Genomic DNA, 18,849 nt, shown 5'->3' with positions numbered 1-18,849 from the left:
CTAGACACCATAGGGATCATCCGGCCATGAGGGCACCCCGGGCGGCAGGTCGCTGCTGACCCGCATGGGGAAGTCGGGCCGCCGCTTCTCCAGGAACGCGGTGACGCCCTCGACCGTGTCGGGCGCGCCACCGAGCTCGGCCATCAGGCGGGAGTCCGCGGCGTGCGCCTCCCAGGGCGAGGACGCCGACAGGCCCGACCACATGAGGCGGCGGATGGCCGCGACGGAGACGGCGGAGGTGTTGTCGGCGATCTCCCTGGCCAGCTCGTACGCGGCGGGCAGCAGCTCGTCGGCCGGGCAGACGCGCGAGACCAGCCGCCCTTCGAGCGCCTCGGCCGCGGAGAAGACGCGGCCGGTGACGGCCCACTCCATGGCCTTGGAGATGCCGACGATCCTGGGCAGGAACCAGCTCGACGCCGCCTCGGTGACGATGCCGCGCCGCGCGAAGACGAACCCGAACCTGGCCGTCTCCGAGGCGAGCCTGACGTCCATCGGCAGCGTCATCGTGACGCCGACGCCGACGGCGGGGCCGTTGATCGCGGCGATGACGGGCTTGAGCGAGCGGGCGATGCGCAGCGCGACCGTGCCGCCGCCGTCGCGCGGCACGCCGTCGACGGTCTCGCCCCATGCGCGGCCCTTGAACGTGCCTCCGCCGCCGCCCAGGTCGGCCCCGGCGCAGAAGGCGCGGCCCGCGCCCGTGACCACCACCGCGCGGACGTCGTCGTCGGCGTCGGCCAGGTCGAAAGCCTCGATCAACTCTCCGCGCATCGTAAAGGTGAAGGCGTTCAGCCGGTCGGGGCGTTTCAATGTCACGGTGGCGATGCGATCGGTCACCCCGTACTCGATCTCAGAGAAGCCCATGCACAGAATGTTATTCGGTTGCTGAAGTTCACCCCCTGATAACGACATTTTTCGTATTAAGTGCATAGGCTGCCGCCTCAATGGAGCCTGGGGCGACCGCGCCACGCGGTTCACCGCGGGTGGAGGTCTCAGCACCTATGGTGGTACGCGGGGAAACGGGGAAGGCGTGGAGCAGGCGAAGAAACCAGTGAGCGCCCCAGTGAGCGCCGCGGGGGTCCTCGGGTGGCTCGTGCTGGCGGCACTGGCACCCGGGGCCGCTCATCTGCGTGCCGCCGGCGCAAGACCGGCCTCGTCCTGATCTCCCTGTACGCCGTCGCGCTGCTCGGCCTGCTGGCGTTCGTGCTCTCCAACGACCTCGGCACGCTGCTCGGCTCGGCCACCCAGGACTCGTGGATCACCGCCGTCATGATCGGCTCGGGCGTGCTGGGCGCGGCCTGGTTCGCGCTGATCGTGCACTCGTTCGTGGTGCTGCGGCCCCACCGGCTCGGTCAGGCGGGGCAAGTGCTCACCGGCACGCTGGCCGGGCTGCTCGCCGTCGTGGTGGTGCTGCCGTTCGCGTACGCCGCGCACTCGGCGAGCACCTACCGGCAGGCGCTCGACGACATCTTCCAGGCCCCGGTCGAGGCCGTCGATGAGCCGACGCCCCCCGCGCCCAAGCCCGAGGACCCGTGGGCGGGGCGCGAGCGGATCAACATCCTGCTGCTGGGCGGGGACGCCGACGACCACCGGGTGGGCGTGCGCACCGACAGCATGCACCTGGCCAGCGTCAACGTGCGGACTGGCAACACCGTGCTGTTCAGCCTGCCGCGCAACCTCGAGGACGTGCGCTTCCGTCCGGGCACGCCGATGGCCCGCCGCTTCCCCCACGGCTTCGACCTGCCGAAGGACCCCAACGGCGGCAGCAGCGACCTGCTCAACAGCGTGTGGGAGTACGCCGACGCCCACCCCGAGCTGTTCGGCGGCAAGCAGCACCAGGGCGCCAAGGTCCTGATGGACACCATCGGCTACACGCTCGGCCTCCGCGTCGACTGGTACGCCCTGGTCAACATGTGGGGCTTCGCCCGGCTCATCGACGCCATCGGCGGCATCACGATCACCGTCGAGCAGGACGTCGTGTTCGGCAAGTACAACGAGGGCCTGGTCAAGGCGGGCACGCGCCGGCTGAAGGGCGCCGACGCCATGTGGTACGCCCGATCCCGTACGTTCAGCGACGACTACACGCGCATGCGCCGCCAGCGCTGCGTGCTCGGCGCACTGCTCGACCAGGCCGACCCGGCGACGCTGCTGACCAGGTTCAACCAGGTCGCGCGGGCCACGAAGGGCCTGATCAGGACCGACATCCCGCGGCCGATGCTGGAGCACCTGGTGCCGCTGGCGCTCAAGGTGAAGAACGCCAAGGTGACGAGCCTGCAGTTCGTCCCGCCGCTGATCAACACCGGCTACCCCGACTGGGAGCTGATCCGGTCGCTGGCCGCGAAGGCGATCCGCGAGTCCGAGCGCGCCGAGCGGCCGGTCGCCGCCACCGCCTCGCCGTCGCCGTCTCCGACCGGCTCCGGGACGGCCGCGCCGGCGAAGACGCCCAACCCGAAGAAGACCGCGAACAAGCGGCCCAAGCAGGACGACGACAACCCGGTGCAGGGCCTCACCCAGGGCTGCGGCGCCCCCTCGAACAAGGGGTAAAGAACGCGCCTGGCCGCTGTGGCGTACCCGCGATGAGGCGGGCCGGTCGTGATCTCCTGGGCGGTGTCGTGATCACACACCGCCTCGGGAGGTTCATCGTGCACCGCCGCAGCCACCTGCTCGCCCTCGCGGCGCTCGCGTTCGCCATCGTCGCCGGCACGCCCACGGGCGCGATCATGGACAGGACGGCCGGCATCCGGGACGCGCTCATCGCGGCCGGCGCCCACTTCTCCGGCATCTCCGAGTACATCACGCGCGTGAACCTGGCCCGCTCGCTGCATTCATGACCCCGCCTGAACGAGGGGCGCGGCGGGACGCGTACGGCCCGCCGGAAGGGGTGGCGTCGTGGTGGGACGAGGACGGCGACCCGATCCCCGCCCCCTGACACGCCCTACGCGTGGAACGACTCCTTGGTCATCCGCCGCAGGCGCTGCTCGTCGACGTCGTGGCCGAGCCCCGACCGGGTCAGCGGCACCGCGATGACCCCGGCGTTCGCGCCGACGACGGGCGTGACGATCTGGTTCTGGCGGGGCGGCTGCGTCACGTCGCACGGCAGCGTGCACCCCGGCAGGCTGGCCACCGCGACCGTGGCCGCCCTGGCCAGGCCCGCGCCCTGGCCGCCGGTGCACTGGATGTCCCACCCCGCGGCGGCGGCGCGGTCGTGGGCGCGCCTGGCCTCCGACAGCGACGGGAACGCCGACGGGCGCAGCAGCAGCACGCGGGCCGCGCGCAGGGTGAGGAAGTCGTCGAGCTCGGCGGATGAGGAGACCTCGACCGCGACGGAGGCGGCCACCTGGTCCTGGAGCGCGGCGTGGGAGTAGACGTCGGTGACGGCGAAGGGGCGTTCGATGACCTCGAGGCCGTAGGAGTCGAGCGCGACGAGCTGGCCGAGGTCGCTGTAGGCGTTGCCGCAGTCGACGGCCAGGGTCAGCGCCGGGTACGCCTGCCGCACCGCGCGTACGGGCTCGACGTCCCAGCCCGGCCTGACGTCGAGCGTGACGTGCCCGTATCCGGCGCAGATCTGCTGGTTGACCCGGGACACCAGGCTCTCGACCGACGTGTCGGGGCCGAGCCGCACGGTCGCCACGAGGGAGGTGCGGGTGCCGCCGATCGCCTCGGCGAGCGGCACGCCGCGCATCTTGGTCCACAGGTCCCAGCAGGCCATGTCGACGGCGCTGTCGCCGCTCGGCACGGTGTCGGGATGCTCCCAGTCGACGCCGATGAGCAGCGCGGCCAGCGTCTCTTCCAGCCTCGACCAGGCCTTGGCCGGAGGAGCGGTCGCCTCACCCCAGCCGACCATGCCTCCATGGTCGGTGAGCTTGACGAGCAGGGTCTCCGTCTTCCTGCCGAAGGGCAGGACAAGCCGGAAGACCTCAAGCTCCCGCACTCGCGGCATGCATCCCCCTTTTATGACGCGGCTCCCTCCATAGTGCCCGGTGCCGCGGCGTGCACGAAACGCGGGGCGAGCAGAAAGGCCCCGGCGGCGAGGAGGGCGGTGAAGGCGAGGCCGATCAGGTAGCTGCCGCCGGCGGCGGTGAACAGGGCGCCGCTGAGCGCGACGGCCATCACGGTGAACACCGACTCGCCGACGCCCACGGCCGCGCTGTTCGCGCCTTCCTCGCCTTCCTTGGACATCTCCAGCACCAGGACGGACACCGTGGGGTGCAGCACGCCGATACCGAGCCCGGCGATGGCCATGGCGACGTAGGCGACCGCGATCGGCACGGCGTCGATCAGCACGAGCGTGACCATCGCGATGCCGATGGCGATCATGGCGGCGCCGCCCCTGATGGCGACCAGGTTGCCGATCACGCCGCGGCCCTTGATCCAGGAGCCGGTTGACCAGCCGAGCGCACCGATGGTGAGCACGACGCCGGCGCCGGTGGCGCTCATCCCGCGCTCGTTCATGAGCATGAGCGGGATGAACACTTCGGTGGCCGTCAGCGCGCCGAAGGCCAGGCCGCGCAGGACGGGCGCGGTGGGCAGGCCGCGGGCGGCCCGCAGCGAGCCGGGCAGCAGCAGCTTGGGCAGGGCCACGGCCAGCAGCACGAGGCCCGCCGCGAGCAGGGGCAGGCCGGCCGTCTTGAGCGCGCCGCCGTACTGCAGCAGCGCGGCGGCGACGGCGGTCAGCGTGGCCCAGACGAGCTTGCGGCCGAGCGCGGGTGCGGGCTCGGCGTCGTCCTGGGTCTGGCCGTCGCCGTCCGTACGCCCGGCGGAGCCCCGCCACAGCAGCAGCGCCGACGGGATCACGATGAGCGTCACGCCGAGGAAGATCCACCGCCAGTTCGCGTTCTCCACGACGAACCCGGCGATGGCCGGGCCCACCATGGACGGCACGACCCAGGCGGCCGAGAACACGGCGAACACGCGGGGATGCATCTCGGGCGGATAGGCGCGGGCGACCAGCACGTACATCGACACCTGGATGAGCCCGGCGCCGAGGCCCTGCACGAACCGGCCGACCACGAACACCTCCATCGTGGGCGCCAGCCCGGCCAGCAGCAGGCCCGCCACGAAAGCGGCGACCCCGGCCGCGATGGGCTGCATGGGCCCGCGCAGGTCCGCCCACCGCCCGCCCAGCACGGTCGCGATCACACTGGCCGCCAGGGTGGCGCTGAAGGCGAGGTTGTACAGCGGCAGGCCGTCGAGGTCGCGCGCCACCACCGGCATCGCGGTGTTGACCGCCATGGCCTCGAACGCCGTCAGCGTCACCAGCGCCACAAGGCCGATGCTCAATGCCCGGTAAGCGGCGGACAGCACCCTGGCAGGGGCCGCCGCGTTCTTCTCCACAGTCGTTGTCATGCGGGCAAACTACGGGCCGGCCCCGTCCGGCACATCGGGCATCGGGCCTAGGCAATTGGGCCTAAGGCATGCCTACGCCCGCTTGCCCGGCATGCGCGCCTCGATGCCGTCGAGTATGAGGTCGAGCCCGTAGCGGAAGCGTTCCTCGCCGCCGGCGTCCACCAGGTCGTCGACGTGCTTGGTGACGTGGGGGAACTGCTCGGGCGGCAGCGCCCGGTAGTAGGTCATGATCTGGCCGACCCACGACTCGAAGTACTCCCGCTTGTCGGTGAAGCCGGCCGCGCGCATGCGGGTGTAGTGCAGCGACGCCTCGTAGGCGTCGCCGACGATGTAGAGGGAGAGCCGGTCAAGCGCGATGGCCGCCTCCCTGGGCGGCATGCCCGCCTCCACGAGCAGGCCGAAGATGAACTCGCCCGCGCGCACGGAGTTCTCGCCCGTGGGGATCGTGGCCAGCGCCGCCCTGGCGACGTCGCCGTGCGCCATGAGCACGCGGTGCACCTCCAGCGCGTACGCCCGCAGCTGCTCCTTCCAGCGGGCCGGATCGCGCTCCGGGAGCCGGATCTCGCCGAGCACCCGGTCGTAGAGCAGCTCCAGCAGCTCCTCCTTGTTGGCGACGTGGGCGTAGAGCGAGGCCGGGCCGGTGTCGAGCTCCTGGGCCACGCGTCTCATGCTGAGCGCGTCGAGCCCCTCGGTGTCGAGGATCCGCAGGCCGGTCTCGATGATCAGATCCTGGCTGAGCTGCCGCTTGGGCTGTGCCGGCTTGCGCGTCTTGCGCCACGGCGGCGCCGGGACGCCCTCCGCTCCTTTGCGATCCACCATGACGAACAGCGTACTTGACACGAACGGCGTTCGCCACTAAAACGATGTTCGTTTACGAACGCTGTTCGTTCGCTGGAACACCGTTATCGAAGGAGACCGCTCATGACCGTGACCGCCGCCTCGGCGCAGGCCGGGGTCCATCCGTACCGATGGCGGTGGATCGCCCTGTTCGTGATCCTCGCCGCCGAGGTCATGGACCTCCTGGACGCGCTCGTCACCACGATCGCCGCACCCACCATCCGGCGGGACCTGGGCGGCTCGGAGAGCCTCGTGCAGTGGCTCGGCGCCGGCTACACCCTCGCCATGGCCGTCGGCCTGATCACCGGCGGGCGCCTCGGCGACCTGTACGGCAAGAAGCGCATGTTCGTGATCGGCGCCTCCGGCTTCACCCTTGCCTCACTGCTGTGCGGGATCGCGGTCAGCCCCGAGATGCTGATCGCCAGCCGCGTGCTGCAGGGCCTGTTCGGCTCGGTGATGATCCCCCAGGGCCTGGGGCTGATCAAGGAGATGTTCCCGCCCCATGAGGTGGGCAAGGCGTTCGCCATGTTCGGGCCCGTCATGACGATCTCGTCCGTGGGCGGTCCCGTGCTGGCCGGCTGGCTGGTGGACGCCGACTTCTTCGGCACCGGCTGGCGCATGATCTTCCTGATCAACCTGCCGCTCGGCCTCACCGCCGTGCTCGCCGCGCTGCGCTACCTGCCGGAATACCGCTCCCCCGCCGCCACCCGCCTCGATCTGCCCGGTGTCGGGCTCGTCTCGCTCGCCGCGTTCCTGCTCGTCTTCCCGCTCATCCAGGGCCGCGAGCTGGGCTGGCCCGCCTGGACGTTCGTGTCGATGGCCGCCTCGATCGCGGTGTTCGCCCTCTTCGGCCGGTACGAGGCCCGCCGCACCGCCTCAGGCCGCGACCCGCTCGTCACGCCCAGCCTGTTCCGCAAGCGCGCCTTCACCGGCGGCCTGGTCGCCGGGCTCGCGTTCTTCTCCGGCATGATCGGCTTCAGCCTCGTCTTCACCCTCTACACGCAGCTCGGGCTCGGCTTCAGCCCGCTCGAGGCCGGTCTCGCCGCGCTGCCGCAGGCGCTCGGCGGCGTCGTCGGCTTCGGCCTGGCCATGTCGGGGCTACAGGAGAAGCTCGGCCGCGGCCTGCTGCAGATCGGCACGCTCGTCATGGCGGCCGGCGCGGCCGTCCTGGCCCTCACCATTCACCTGGCCGGCACGGACGTCTCCACCCTGCAGCTCGCCCCCGGCCTCGCGCTCGCCGGCATCGGCATGGGGCTCGTCATGGCGCCGTTCTTCGACATCGTGCTCGCCGGCGTCGAGCCGCACGAGTCCGGCTCCGCCTCCGGCACGCTGACCGGCATCCAGCAGCTCGGCGGCGCGTTCGGCACCGCGGTGCTCGGCACGCTCTTCTTCCACCTGCTCGCCGACCGGTGGAGCTTCGGCTCGGCCATGCAGCTCACGGTATGGGTCGAGGTGGGGCTGCTGGCGCTCACGTTCGGACTGTCGTACCTGCTGCCCCGCCACGCCCGGCCCTAAGAGCCGGGCGCGTGAGACGGGACGCTCAAGGGGCAGGGGTGTGCTGCTCGGCCCAGCGGGCGATGTCGCGCCGCTCGATCGCCGCCGCCATGAGGCCGGGGAAGGCGTCAGGGGTGCAGGCGAACGCGGGCACCCCCATCGCGGCGAGCGCGGCCGCGTTCTCGTGGTCGTAGAACGGCGCGCCCTCGTCGGACAGCGCGAGCAGCACGATCACCTGGACGCCGGCCCGCGTCATCGCCGCCACCCGGCGCAGCATCTCCTCCCGGACCCCGCCCTCGTACAGGTCGCTGATCAGCACGAAGATCGAGTCTGTGGGGCGGGTGATGAGGCCCTGGCTGTAGGCGACGGCCCGGTTGATGTCGGTGCCGCCGCCGAGCTGCGTACCGAACAGCAGCTCCACCGGATCGTGCAGCCGGTCGGTGAGATCGACCACCGCCGTGTCGAACACCACCAGCGACGTCTTCAGCGCCCGCATCGACGCCAGCGCCGCGCCGAACACGCTCGCGTACACCACCGAGGACGCCATCGACCCGCTCTGGTCGATGCACAGCACCACCTCCCGCTGCACGGACCGCCGGCGGCGGGCGTACCCCACCAGCCGGGAGGGGACGACCGTGTTCTTCTCGGGCAGGTAGTTCTTCAGGTTCGCCCGGATCGTCCGGTCCCAGTCGATGTCGGCCACCCGTTTCGGCCGGTGCGTCCTCGCCGACCTGTCCAGCGCCCCCGACACCGCCGCCCGCGTCTTCTGCGTCAGCCTGCGCTCCAGCTCCGCCACCACTGTGCGCACCACCGCCCTGGCCGACTCCCTGGCCTGGTCGGGCATCACCTTGTTGAGCGCCAGCAGCGTGCCCACCAGGTGCACGTCGGGCTCGACGGCCTCCAGCATCTCGGGCTCCAGCAGCAGCCTGGTGAGGTCGAGCCGCTCGATGGCGTCCTTCTGCATGACCTGGACGACCGTGGACGGGAAGTACGTCCGGATGTCGCCCAGCCACCTCGCCACCCGAGGCGCCGACGCGCTCAGGCCGCCCTCCCGCCGGGCCGCCCGCCCGCCGTCGCCGTCCCTGGACGCGCCGCCTTGGTCGTAGAGGGCCGCCAGCGCCGCGTCCATCTGCGCGTCGGCGCCGTCCAGCGCGCACCCGGTGCCGTCGGCCGGGCCCCCGCCCAGCACCAGCCGCCACCGCCGCATCCGCTCATCCCGCTCACCGCTCACTGACGCCCCCCGACTCGGCCGTTGCTGCTGACGATCATCCGCGTGACCTCGCTGCGGGTGCCGTCCCGCCGAGGATCGACAGGACGGTGGCGACGGCGGGGGCGGCGCGGCGCTCGTCCACGTCGTCCCGGCCCGCACCCTCGTCGCGACCCGCCGCACGCAGGCGCTCGCCGACGGCCCTGCGTTCGGGTGCCGCGAACGCGCCGAACGTGCGGCGCAGCAGCGGCAGCACGTCGGTGAACTGCTCGCGGGACAACCCCGTCAGCCACTCGTCGACCAGCCCCAGCAGGCGCGGATCGTGCACCAGCAACAACCCGCCGCCCGCCAGGAACCCCTCCACCCAGGCTGCCGCCCGCGCCGGGGCCTGCCCCCGGGACATCGCCCTGGCCATCCGGTCACCGGCGTCGTGCAGCTCACCGGCGTCCAGCAGGATTCGCGCGAGCCGGCCCTCGATCAGCCCGTGCAGGTCCTGGCGATCGCTGATACCGCGCAGCGTCGCCATCCACCGTCCCCGAGCCGTCCCGCTCCCGCGAGCCTCGTCCCGTGCGGCACCGCCCGCCGGAGGAGCCCCGGCGGCACTGACGGCCCGCCCTGCGGGGGTGCCCGCGTCGGGGGCGTAGAGGAGGGCGACCGCCGAATGCACCGCGTCCACATGTTTGAGCAGGTCGGCGGCCGCGTCGTCGTCCAGGCCGGTCACCGCGACCGGCAGGCCGACGCAGATGCGTTCCAGCATCGACCGGACGATCGCCTCCAGCCCCTCCGCCGACGTGCCGCGCACATCGCCGTAACGGTGGGCACGCACCATCGCGGGCAGCGCCGCCATCAGCTTGGTGACGTCGGTGTCGAGTGCCGCCTTGGCCGACAGAGCGCCCAGAACGTCCGGCAGCGCCTCCGGCAGGTCGGCCAGCAGGCACTGCTCCACCAGCCCCGTCAGGTCCGCCAGCGTCGCCGTCCCGGTCGCCGCCAGGTCGCGGGCGCGCTGCGCGGCGACGGCGACCACGGTGGTGCCCAGGGCGGCGTGTTCGATGAGCGCGAGGTCGTGTTCCGGCCGCCACCGCAGCGTCCACGTCTCCCTGAACGTGCCCTTCCCGCGCGCCTGCCCCGGCGTGCCCCAGCCGACCCCCAGCAGCCGCAGCCGGTGCAGCAGGTGGCTGCGGCCGAGGTCGAGCGGTTTGCGCAGGTCGAGGTCGATCTCCCGGTCGAGCGCCTCGGGCTTGAGCTTCAATTTCCGCTGCCGGTCGCGCAGGTCACGCTGGAGCGGCACCATCGGTACGCCGTCGCAGACGTGCCCGAGCCGGTCGCCGACCACCATGCGCCGCTGAATCAGCTCCACCGCCAGGTCGTCGCCCTCGCATAGCACCGCCCTGGCCGCCTCGGTGACCTCCCCGAGCCCCGCCAGCGGTCGGCCGCGCAGCGTGGCGAGGGCCTCGGCGAGCCGTACCGACTCGATGACGTGCGCCGACGACACCGCCAGCCCCTCGTCGCGCAGCACCTCCGCCGCCCGTGCCAGCCACCGCTCGATCGGGCGGTCCCGGATCTCGAACAGGTGGTGGTACCAGCCGGGCGAGGTGATCCCCGCGCCGTAGCCGCTCCAGGACGCCAGCCTCCCGTACGTCCACGGCACCCACGTCAGCTCCGCCTTCACCTTCGGCAGGCCGCGCAGGAGCGCGTTGTCGGCGGCGGCGGGCGGGAACGGGGCGGTGAGCGCGGGCACGTGCCAGGCGCCGCAGATCACCGCGATCCGGGTGAAACCCTGCTTGAGCGCCGTACGGATGGTCTTGCGCATGTACGCCTCGCGCCTGGCCTCCCGCTCGTCCGGCCGGTACCCCTCGCGTACGGCGGCCATGGCCTCGGCGATCACCGCGAACGGCGTATCACCGCCCCGGTGCTCGACCACGCCCCGGTGCTCGACAACGTCCTCCCACCAGCGCTCGGGATCGTCGTACCCGGCCGCCGCGGCCAGCGCCCCGATGGGGTCGATACGCGCTTTGCCGGGGCCTGCTTGGGCCGCTTGCTGCTCGCGAGGGTCCTGCGTGGCCCCGCCGCCCGTATCCCCGGCCTCGCCGCCCGGCCTCCCGGCCACGCCGTCACCCGGCCTCCCGACGTCGCCGTTGCCCGGCTTTCCGGCTAGCTCGCCAGGCGAGGGGCCGGTTATTCCACCGGCCGCTCCCCCGGCCCGCCCGCCGACCACCCCCTCGGCTCGTCCACTTGCCGGAGCCTCGGCTGAGCCGCCTGCTTGCCCCTCGGCGGGACCGCTCGCCAGGGCTTCGGCGGGCTCTTCACCGGGGTCTTCGGCGAGGGAGTGGGCGGCGGGCAGGTCGCAGAAGCGGACCGGGATGCCGGCGGACGTGCCGTACAGGATCGCCTGCCACTCCGGCGAGAACGCGGCGAACGGCCAGAACGCCGCGCGCGACGGCGCCCCTGGCACGTGGGCGAGCAGCGCGACCGGCGGCTCGAGGCCGGGCGCGTGCGCGATCAGCGCGTCGGCTTCGGGCGGGCCTTCGATGAGGATGATGTCGGGACGCAGCCGCTCCAGCTCCCGCCGCACGGCCCGCGCCGACCCGGGGCCGTGATGCCGCACGCCAAGGACGGACACCCGCGGGTCCCCGCCTCCGGATTCCGCGCCACCAAACCCGGTGCCAGGCAGCACCCTGCCATCGGTCGTCACCCTGCCGTCGTCCGCCGATCCCGGTATCACCCCATCGCCATCCGACTCTCCGTCAAGGGCCGTCACACCCTGCGTCGCGCCACCCAGTGCCTCCGCTCCCGGACCTAAGGCACCCGGCGTCCCGCCACCCGCTGCACTCCGGGCATCGCCGTCGAAAGCGCCGCACCCCAAGCCGGAACCGTCGAACACGGCACCACCGTCGAAAACGCCGCGCCCCGAGCCGGGACTGTCGGACTCGGCACCGCACGAAGTCGAAGCGCCACTGGCCGCAGCGACACCTTCCGCAGTGACACCGAGCGGAGGCGGACCGGCCGGTGAAGCGGCGGGCGACGCACAACCTGCCGGGGCGTCGCCGGGCCCAGGGACGCCGGACCCGGTGCCGGGAGCCGAAGACGAGGGCAGAGGTGAGATGGTCATGACACCTCGCGGCAGGCGCGGTAGAAGTCATGCCAGTCCGTACGCTCGCGTATCACCGTCTCCAGGTACTCCCGCCACACCACCCGATCCGACACCGGCTCCTGCACCACCGCGCCGACGATCCCGGCGGCCACGTCGGACGGGCGCAGCACCCCGTCGCCGAAGTGGGCGGCCAGGGCGATGCCGTTGGTCAGCACGGAGATGGCCTCGGCGGTGGAGAGGGTGCCGCTGGGCGACTTGATCTTGGTGCGGCCGTCCTCGGTCACCCCGTTGCGCAGCTCCCTGAACACGGTCACGACCCGCCGGATCTCCGCCAGCCCTGTGGTCGTCTCGGGCAGCTCGAGCGAGCGGCCGAGCTGGGCGACGCGGCGGGCGACGATGTCGACCTCTTCCTCTGCGGTGGCGGGCACGGGCAGCACGACGGTGTTGAAGCGGCGGCGCAGCGCGCTGGACAGCTCGTTGACGCCCCGGTCGCGGTCGTTGGCGGTGGCGATGACGTTGAAGCCGCGCTGGGCCTGGACCTCGCGGTTGAGCTCCGGGATGGGCAGCGTCTTCTCGGACAGTACGGTGATCAGCGCGTCCTGGACATCGGACGGCATGCGGGTGAGCTCCTCGATCCTGGCCACCCGGCCCTCGGCCATGGCGCGCATCACCGGCGACGGGGTGAGCGCGTCGAGCGACGGGCCTTCGGCCAGCAGCCGCGCGTAGTTCCAGCCGTACCGGATGGCCTCTTCCGCGGTGCCGGCCGTGCCCTGCACGAGCAGCGTCGAGTCGCCGCTGATGGCGGCGGCGAGGTGTTCGGACAGCCAGGTCTTCGCGGTGCCGGGCACGCCGAGCAGCAGCAGCGCGCGGTCGGTCGCGAGGGTGGCGACGGCGACCTCGACGATGCGGCGCGCACCCACGTATTTAGGGGTGATGTGGTCACCGTCGCCCATGATGTACGTGGTCACCGCCCACGGCGACAGCTTCCAGCCCGGTGGCCTTGGACGGTCGTCGTCCTTGGCGAGGAGGGCCAGCTCCTCGGCGTACTGGTCTTCCGCGTGCGGGCGCAGAACGGTCATCGGGTGAGCTCCTTGTACATGTCGGCGCGGAACCGCAGCAGGGAGGCGACCTTCTGGACGGGTTCGGCCGGTGAGAAGTCTTCGGCCAGCTCGTGCAGGGCCGGGTCGATGTGCTCGCCGGCCAGCTTGACGAGCTCGGCGAGGTTCCACGGCTGCGTGGTGTTCACTTTCACGATCTTGCGGAGGACGGCCGTGGCCAGGCCCTCGCCCCAATGGGACGACACCCCGCCGAGCACCATGATGAGCTGGCTGTCGAGGTCGTGCTCTGCGACGAACCTGGCCGCCAGCTCCTGCTGCTCCTCCGGCGACAGGGCGACCAGCAGGTCGGCGATCGGGTCCCAGCCGAACATCGCCCGCGCCCACTCCGGATCGCGCTGCAAGACCGCCGCGCGCACCCAGGCGCTCTTCACGTCGGCGTCCCAGTCGGGGATCTTCATGGCGAGCAGCCGGGCGGGCCGGTGGCCCCATGCGCTGAGCGGGGCGCGCGCGATGATCTGCTGCAGCCACCAGGCGCGCTCGCCGATGCCGCGGGGCGGCTTCTGGCGGATGCCGTCGCGTTCCATCTCCTTATCGCAGTACGCAGGCGCCTCGACGGCGATGACGTCACCGTCGATCGTGACGCAGGCGCGCAGCCGTTCGGCCATGCGCCGGGACATGCGGGAGGACGGCAGACGGGTCAGCAGGTTGGCGGCGGCCTGGCGCACCTCCCTGCGGCGGTCGTCCAGCGCCTGCTCGAGGAACGGCTCGTCGGCCATGCTCAGCCCCTCGGCCAGCACCTCCACGAACCCGGCCCGGTCGTCGGGCGCCTCCTGCTCCCACGTGCTCTCCAGCAGCGCCCTCGCCTGGCCGGGGTCGGCCGCCCTGAGCGCGCTCAGGTGGGCGCGCCGGTCGGCGGCGCCGCCCAGCTCCCACGTTTCGCCGGTGGGCTCGTCCAGCAGGTAGTCCCACGCCGGGTTGAGCCCGGCCAGCCAGCGGCCCCGCTGCCCGGCCAGCACGCCGAGGTGCACCCGTATCGAACGGTCCCTCCGGCCGCGATCGAGCAGCTCGGGCAGCACGTACGGCGGCACCCTGCGGCCGGTCGCCGCCGCGGCGGCCAGCCACTCGGGCAGCAGGCGCTCGTGCTCGCCGTCGAGGATCCGCCGCAGCCGCTCCGCCGCCCGCCGCCCGATGGCCGCCCGCTCCTCCTCCGGCGCCCGGCCACCGCCCGGCTCCCGCCCTTCGCCGGCTCCGCGTTCTTCGGCGGCTTTCCGTTCTTCGCCGGACGCGCCATCGCTCGGCTTTCCGCCGTCGGGCGTGTGCTCGCCGGGGGTGCTAGCGCCGGCTCGCCGCCGTACGGTCTCCACGGCCGCTGCCTCCAGCAGGTCACCGGTGTACGGGCGGCGGTCGGTGCCCACGAGCGCGGTCGAGGTCAGGTCGTCCCATCCGGTCATGGCGCCCCCGTTCGTTCGTCGTCTCGGCCGGTCACAAGATCACCGTCGTTCCCTCTTCGTCCCAGGTGGTCAGGGGACGCAGCCCGACCGGGGTCCATTCGACGGCCACGGTCAGCGGGTGCCCGCCGGAGACGGCGATGAGCCGCCACGGGTCGATGGAGCGCGGGTGCAGCGGGAGGCCGCCGAGGGTGCGCCGGTCGGGGATCACGTCCTTGAGTACGAGCGGCCAGGACTCGGTCCACGGATCCTCGGCCAGCACTCCGGCGATCTCGTCGAGCGCCTCGGCGACCGTCATCCCCGGCGGCACGGAACCGGCCTCCGCCACCGCCGATCCAGGCGATACCGAATCAGTCCCCGCCACCGCCGATCCGAACGGCACCGAACCAGTCCCCGCCGCCGTGGATGCGGGCGGCACCGAACCGGGCCCCGCGAGTCCTTGCGCCATCGCACGGGCCGCCGTGGCCGGGCGAGGCGCTGCCACGGCGTAACGGGTCGCCACCAGGGCTCGAAGTGGGGCGGCGCCCGGGTAGTACGCCAGGTCGGCGTCGATCGCGGTGCCCGTCACCAGGGACGCGTCCAGCGGCCGGCCCTGGGGAGCGAAGGACAGGATCAGAGCGGCCCGCCCCGTGTGACGGCCGCGCAACCACACCCGGCGGGCCGTCAGCCGGTCCTGCGTCTCGTCACGCCGGCCCAGGACGTGCCACACATCGCGGACCACCGGCCCGGCCAGCACCTCCTCCTTCGTCACCGGGAACCCCACGCGGATGAGCACCGTACGCGCGAGGTCCGGCGGCAGCTCGGCCCTCCGGCGGTAGGCGACGGCGAGCAGGTTGAGCAGGGCGTATTCCTCCAGCAACCGCCCCGGCCAGCCTTCTTCGGCCCGTACGCGGGCCAGCCGCGACACCATGCCGGCCACTCCGGGCGCCTGAGCGTCGATCAGCCGCTTGGCCAGACCCTCCCAGTCGTGCTCGGCCGCCACCGCCAGACCTTGGCGTACCTGGTCGGCCAGCCACCGCTCCAGCTCGGCCAGCCCGGCGGCGACCCGCCCATGACGTACGGACTCCGCCCCCGAGCCACGCGAACCACCTCGCCCGCCTGAGCCCGCCTCACCCCTGCCGCCACCCGGCCCACCGCCGGGGGTCACGCTCGCGGTCTCGCCATCCCCGGCCGACACGGCACTCGTGGAATCAGCGGCGGTGTTCGTCTCGGCGACCTCCCGGGCGGAGGTGCTCACCGCGGATTCTTCCGGCACGGCGGTCCTAAGCGCGGCGACCTCCGGGATCGCGGTCCCCGACCCGCCGGCCTCCGAGACAGCGGTCCGCCCCTCGGCGGCCTCTGAGACAGCGGTCCCAGGCTCGGCGGTATCCGAGACTGCGGTCTGCCCATCAGCGGCCTCTGAGACAGCGGTCTGTCCATCAGCGGCCTCTGAGACAGCGGTCTGCCCATCGGTGGCCTTCGAGGCGGCGGTCTTGCGGCGGGCGGCGCGTTCGGCGCGTGCGTCGAGCCACTCCGTCACCCACTGCGGCGCCGCCTCCTGACCCGGCACCGCCTCCTCCGACCACAGAAGCAGCAGCCCCAGAGCGTGCTTGCACGGGAACTTCCGGCTCGGGCAGCTGCAGCGGTAGGCGGGCTCGCTCAGGTCGACGCACGCCAGGTAGGGCTTGGCGCCGCTGCCCTTGCACTCGCCGTAAACGACCATGCCCGTACGGCCGCGCACCGGCCATTTCCCGGGCGCGGCCACGCCCTGCGCCGCCTTGCGAGACGAGGCATCGGGGGCGAGTGCGAGGACCTGATCACGGCTCCACCGTTCGATCACCTGCCGCAGACTAGCCAGCCGCACCGACAATTCCCGGCCCTGTTTTCCAGCCGTGACCAGCCTCCTCACCACCTCACGAACCCGCCCATATCTCTCCGGTTCGACCACCCCTGCCGGCGCCCCTACAGCCGTGGTCGGCCGACCCAGTCAAGTCGCCGGCTCGATTCGTGGCGCTTGTCGGGGAGGTGACCGACCCACCCTCGGACCCGAGTCCCGGCGCCAGCGGTGGACCGGGCCTCAGAGAAGCCGTCGTGGCCGGCTCCGCCCTGGTGCACCCGGCCGTGATCCGTCGCTTGTACGGGCAGATAGGTCAGGTCTCGTCCTTGATCGAGGTGGTACGTCCTAAACTCGGCGTGTGGAGTTGCGGATCTACCCCGACGGCCCGTCCATCGAGGTGGCGGACGAGGCGGAGGCACTGGCCGGCGATCTGGAAGGCCAGCTCGTCCTCGACGGTCGCTTTCTGCGCAGAGACGTGACCGGCGCCCCCGTCGCCTTCGTCGAGCGGCCGCCCATCGCCGCTGCCCTCGATCTTCTGCCCCACCCCGAGGGCGGCTGGTTCAGGGAGACGTGGCGGTCGCCGGTGACGTTCACGCCGGACGGCTATCCGGGCGAGCGGGCCAGCGCCACCGCCATCTACTTCCTGCTCCACCCGGGCGAGGAGTCCGTGCCGCACGTGGTGCGCTCGACGGAGCTGTGGCTGTGGCATCGGGGTGGGCCGCTGGCGCTGACCATCGGCGACTCCGTGGTCACCTTGGGCCCCGATGTCGAGAACGGCCAGGTGCCGCAGGCGATCGTGCCGGGCGGGGTCTGGCAGTCGGCGCGCCCGGCCGGGGACGAGGCGGTGCTGGTGAGCTGCATCGTCTCCCCAGGCTTCGACTTCGCCGATTTCTCCGCCTGACGCGCCCAGGCGTCTCCACCTGACGCGCACCCAGCGCCTCCACCTGACCGCACCCCAACCGTGTCTCCGCCTGACACGCCCCAAGCGCCTCCGCCTGACGCGCCCAGGCGTCTCCACCTGACGGCAGGCGTTACGGCAGCCCGTCTTCCGCCGGGTTCGGCTCATCCGCTCCGATCAGTACGCCCGTGTCCGCGCCGCCCCGCACAAGCACCTGGCGCCGATCTTCGCGGACAGGTTTAAGGGGATCCGCATGGGAAGGCGGCTGGGTGGAGGTGTTGGTCATGGAGACGAAGGAATGGATTGTACGGATCGCGCTCGACGAGGTCGGCGATGACACCTCGGCACGGGCGACGCTGACCACCACCGGCGGCCAGCGGGTGGAAGGAAGGGGCCACGCACGGAGAAACCCGTCGGACCCGGCCGTGCCGCGGATCGGGGACGAGCTGGCGGTCTCCCGCGCGCTGTCCGACCTGGCCGGACAGCTGGCGGCGATGACGAACCGCGACATCTCCGAGTCGATGGCGGCGGTCCCGACCTCCCGTTCTTGGTAAATCTATTATATCACGAATTCCGCTAATTCTGCATTTATTCGATAAATGCAGAATTAGCGGTTATATTCGCGGCCATGGCAGCCGACGAAGCACGATTCATCAATTCCGGGAACCTGCGTTTGTGGACCGAGCGCTCCGGCGATCCGGCCGATCCGGCGGTGCTGCTCGTCATGGGCACCTCGACCCCGGGCCCCGGCTGGCCGGACGAGCTGGTGGAGGTTCTGGTGTCCGGCGGGCGGCGGGTGATCCGGTTCGACCACCGCGACACGGGCCGCTCCGACTGGGTCGATTTCTCCGTCCACCCGTACGCGCTCGCCGACCTCGCCGGTGACGCCGTGGCCGTGCTCGACGCGTACGGCATCGGCGCCGCCCACATCGCCGGGGCCTCGCTCGGCGGCGCGGTCGCGCAGTGGCTGGGCGTGCACCGGCCGGAACGCGTCACGGCGCTGACCCTCGTCATGAGCACGCCCATGAACGTCGACCAAGGCCCCATCTGGGCACGCGCGCTGGCCGGCCAGGACCCCGACCCCGGCACGCTGCCGCCACCCCACCCGCGCTTCCTCGACCACCTCAAGACGGCGGCGACGACCCCGCGCACCACCCGCGAGGAGAGCATCGCGGCGGGCGTCGAGACGTGGCGGGTGCTGAGCGGCGACGCGCTGCCGTTCGACGAGGACGCGGCGCGGCGCCTGGCCGAGTACGCCCACGACGAGGCGGAGAACCCGGCCGCCGCGGCCAACCACGACCTGGCCGGGCGGGTGCTGAGCGACGACAGGCGCGCACCGCTCTCGCGGATCAAGGCGCCCACGCTGGTCGTGCACGGCACCGAGGATCCGCTGCTCCCGCTCCCCCACGGCGAGGCGCTGGCCGCCGCGATCCCGGGCGCGCGGCTGGAGACGGTCGAGGGGATGGGGCACTCGCTGCTGTCGGAGGGCGTGCCGCGCCGCGTCGCCAAGCTCATCCTGTCGAACGCATGATCGCGTCGCCGAACCGGCCCTCTCGAAGGTGCATCCCGCCGTCGCCTGCCATCCTCGGGGCGTGCGCGGCACCTGACCGCATCGCGGTCCTCGCCTCGGCCGGGAAGTCTCACGCCCACCCCGGCA

General features: G+C 72.3%; 15 protein-coding genes. 6 read left to right on the top strand and 9 right to left on the bottom strand.

Features of this window, described 5'->3' with window-relative positions:
- The gene (locus WBK31_RS06210) at positions 1–861 is read right to left on the bottom strand and encodes an enoyl-CoA hydratase-related protein (RefSeq protein WP_364067606.1); all 861 of its coding nucleotides are present in this window, start codon (positions 859–861) and stop codon (positions 1–3) included.
- 222 nt (positions 862–1,083) lie between these two features.
- Between WBK31_RS06210 and WBK31_RS06205 the strand changes: the two genes are divergently transcribed.
- Together WBK31_RS06205 and WBK31_RS06200 are read left to right on the top strand one after the other, a co-directional pair.
- Positions 1,084–2,541 carry an LCP family protein gene (locus WBK31_RS06205; protein ID WP_378784349.1) on the top strand — a complete coding sequence of 486 codons (1,458 nt, stop codon included), beginning with the start codon at positions 1,084–1,086 and terminating at the stop codon, positions 2,539–2,541.
- Between the two features lie 68 nt (positions 2,542–2,609).
- Positions 2,610–2,828, top strand: a complete 219-nt coding sequence (locus tag WBK31_RS06200; protein ID WP_406674456.1) for a hypothetical protein — start codon at positions 2,610–2,612, stop codon at positions 2,826–2,828.
- 104 nt (positions 2,829–2,932) lie between these two features.
- On the opposite strand, the gene WBK31_RS06195 is transcribed toward WBK31_RS06200, so the two are convergent.
- From WBK31_RS06195 to WBK31_RS06185, 3 genes are all read right to left on the bottom strand, one after another.
- Complete coding sequence (locus WBK31_RS06195) at positions 2,933–3,937, bottom strand: enolase C-terminal domain-like protein (protein WP_364067600.1); 1,005 nt, start codon at positions 3,935–3,937, stop codon at positions 2,933–2,935.
- An 11-nt stretch (positions 3,938–3,948) separates the two neighbouring features.
- Positions 3,949–5,343 (bottom strand): MFS transporter, encoded by a 1,395-nt coding sequence (locus WBK31_RS06190; RefSeq protein ID WP_364067598.1) that lies wholly within the window; start codon positions 5,341–5,343, stop codon positions 3,949–3,951.
- Between the two features lie 72 nt (positions 5,344–5,415).
- Complete coding sequence (locus WBK31_RS06185; RefSeq protein ID WP_364067596.1) at positions 5,416–6,162, bottom strand: TetR/AcrR family transcriptional regulator C-terminal domain-containing protein; 747 nt, start codon at positions 6,160–6,162, stop codon at positions 5,416–5,418.
- A 102-nt stretch (positions 6,163–6,264) separates the two neighbouring features.
- Between WBK31_RS06185 and WBK31_RS06180 the strand changes: the two genes are divergently transcribed.
- Positions 6,265–7,695, top strand: coding sequence for a DHA2 family efflux MFS transporter permease subunit (locus WBK31_RS06180; protein WP_406674455.1), 1,431 nt, complete (start codon positions 6,265–6,267; stop codon positions 7,693–7,695).
- Positions 7,696–7,720: 25 nt separating this feature from the next.
- On the opposite strand, the gene WBK31_RS06175 is transcribed toward WBK31_RS06180, so the two are convergent.
- The 5 genes from WBK31_RS06175 to WBK31_RS06155 all read right to left on the bottom strand — a co-directional run bounded on the left by WBK31_RS06175 (position 7,721) and on the right by WBK31_RS06155 (position 16,297).
- Positions 7,721–8,881, bottom strand: a complete 1,161-nt coding sequence (locus WBK31_RS06175) for a VWA domain-containing protein (protein WP_406675455.1) — start codon at positions 8,879–8,881, stop codon at positions 7,721–7,723.
- Positions 8,882–8,939: 58 nt separating this feature from the next.
- A complete protein-coding gene (locus tag WBK31_RS06170; RefSeq protein ID WP_406674454.1) occupies positions 8,940–11,501 on the bottom strand; it encodes a DUF5682 family protein in 2,562 nt (853 codons plus the stop codon).
- 485 nt (positions 11,502–11,986) lie between these two features.
- A complete protein-coding gene (locus WBK31_RS06165; RefSeq protein ID WP_364067590.1) occupies positions 11,987–13,051 on the bottom strand; it encodes an AAA family ATPase in 1,065 nt (354 codons plus the stop codon).
- A complete protein-coding gene (locus WBK31_RS06160; protein ID WP_406674453.1) occupies positions 13,048–14,481 on the bottom strand; it encodes a DUF5691 domain-containing protein in 1,434 nt (477 codons plus the stop codon). Before WBK31_RS06160 ends, WBK31_RS06165 begins: the two co-directional genes overlap by 4 nt.
- A gap of 31 nt (positions 14,482–14,512) precedes the next feature.
- Complete coding sequence (locus WBK31_RS06155; RefSeq protein WP_406674452.1) at positions 14,513–16,297, bottom strand: SWIM zinc finger family protein; 1,785 nt, start codon at positions 16,295–16,297, stop codon at positions 14,513–14,515.
- A gap of 355 nt (positions 16,298–16,652) precedes the next feature.
- Between WBK31_RS06155 and WBK31_RS06150 the strand changes: the two genes are divergently transcribed.
- The 3 genes from WBK31_RS06150 (at position 16,653) to WBK31_RS06140 (ending at position 18,723) form a co-directional block, all read left to right on the top strand.
- On the top strand, positions 16,653–17,195 hold the full coding sequence (locus WBK31_RS06150; RefSeq protein WP_364067586.1) for a cupin domain-containing protein: 543 nt from the start codon (positions 16,653–16,655) through the stop codon (positions 17,193–17,195).
- 281 nt (positions 17,196–17,476) lie between these two features.
- On the top strand, positions 17,477–17,746 hold the full coding sequence (locus tag WBK31_RS06145; RefSeq protein WP_364067584.1) for a DUF1876 domain-containing protein: 270 nt from the start codon (positions 17,477–17,479) through the stop codon (positions 17,744–17,746).
- A 74-nt stretch (positions 17,747–17,820) separates the two neighbouring features.
- Positions 17,821–18,723: an alpha/beta fold hydrolase gene (locus WBK31_RS06140; protein WP_406674451.1), complete on the top strand. Its 903-nt coding sequence runs from the start codon at positions 17,821–17,823 to the stop codon at positions 18,721–18,723.
- Positions 18,724–18,849: the final 126 nt, after the last annotated feature.

Source organism: Nonomuraea sp. N2-4H (genome assembly GCF_045291505.1).
Classification (GTDB): domain Bacteria; phylum Actinomycetota; class Actinomycetes; order Streptosporangiales; family Streptosporangiaceae; genus Nonomuraea; species Nonomuraea fastidiosa.
This window is presented reverse-complemented; position numbering and strand designations above follow the sequence as displayed.

Excerpts from the sequence above, each read along its gene's own strand:
- WBK31_RS06210 (WP_364067606.1), bottom strand. The coding sequence starts at position 861 with ATGGGCTTCTCTGAGATCGAGTACGGGGTGACCGATCGCATCGCCACC.
- WBK31_RS06195 (WP_364067600.1), bottom strand. The coding sequence starts at position 3,937 with ATGCCGCGAGTGCGGGAGCTTGAGGTCTTCCGGCTTGTCCTGCCCTTC.
- WBK31_RS06190 (WP_364067598.1), bottom strand. The coding sequence starts at position 5,343 with ATGACAACGACTGTGGAGAAGAACGCGGCGGCCCCTGCCAGGGTGCTG.
- WBK31_RS06185 (WP_364067596.1), bottom strand. The coding sequence starts at position 6,162 with ATGGTGGATCGCAAAGGAGCGGAGGGCGTCCCGGCGCCGCCGTGGCGC.
- WBK31_RS06180 (WP_406674455.1), top strand. The coding sequence starts at position 6,265 with ATGACCGTGACCGCCGCCTCGGCGCAGGCCGGGGTCCATCCGTACCGA.
- WBK31_RS06175 (WP_406675455.1), bottom strand. The coding sequence starts at position 8,881 with ATGCGGCGGTGGCGGCTGGTGCTGGGCGGGGGCCCGGCCGACGGCACC.
- WBK31_RS06165 (WP_364067590.1), bottom strand. The coding sequence starts at position 13,051 with ATGACCGTTCTGCGCCCGCACGCGGAAGACCAGTACGCCGAGGAGCTG.
- WBK31_RS06160 (WP_406674453.1), bottom strand. The coding sequence starts at position 14,481 with ATGACCGGATGGGACGACCTGACCTCGACCGCGCTCGTGGGCACCGAC.
- WBK31_RS06145 (WP_364067584.1), top strand. The coding sequence starts at position 17,477 with ATGGAGACGAAGGAATGGATTGTACGGATCGCGCTCGACGAGGTCGGC.
- WBK31_RS06140 (WP_406674451.1), top strand. The coding sequence starts at position 17,821 with ATGGCAGCCGACGAAGCACGATTCATCAATTCCGGGAACCTGCGTTTG.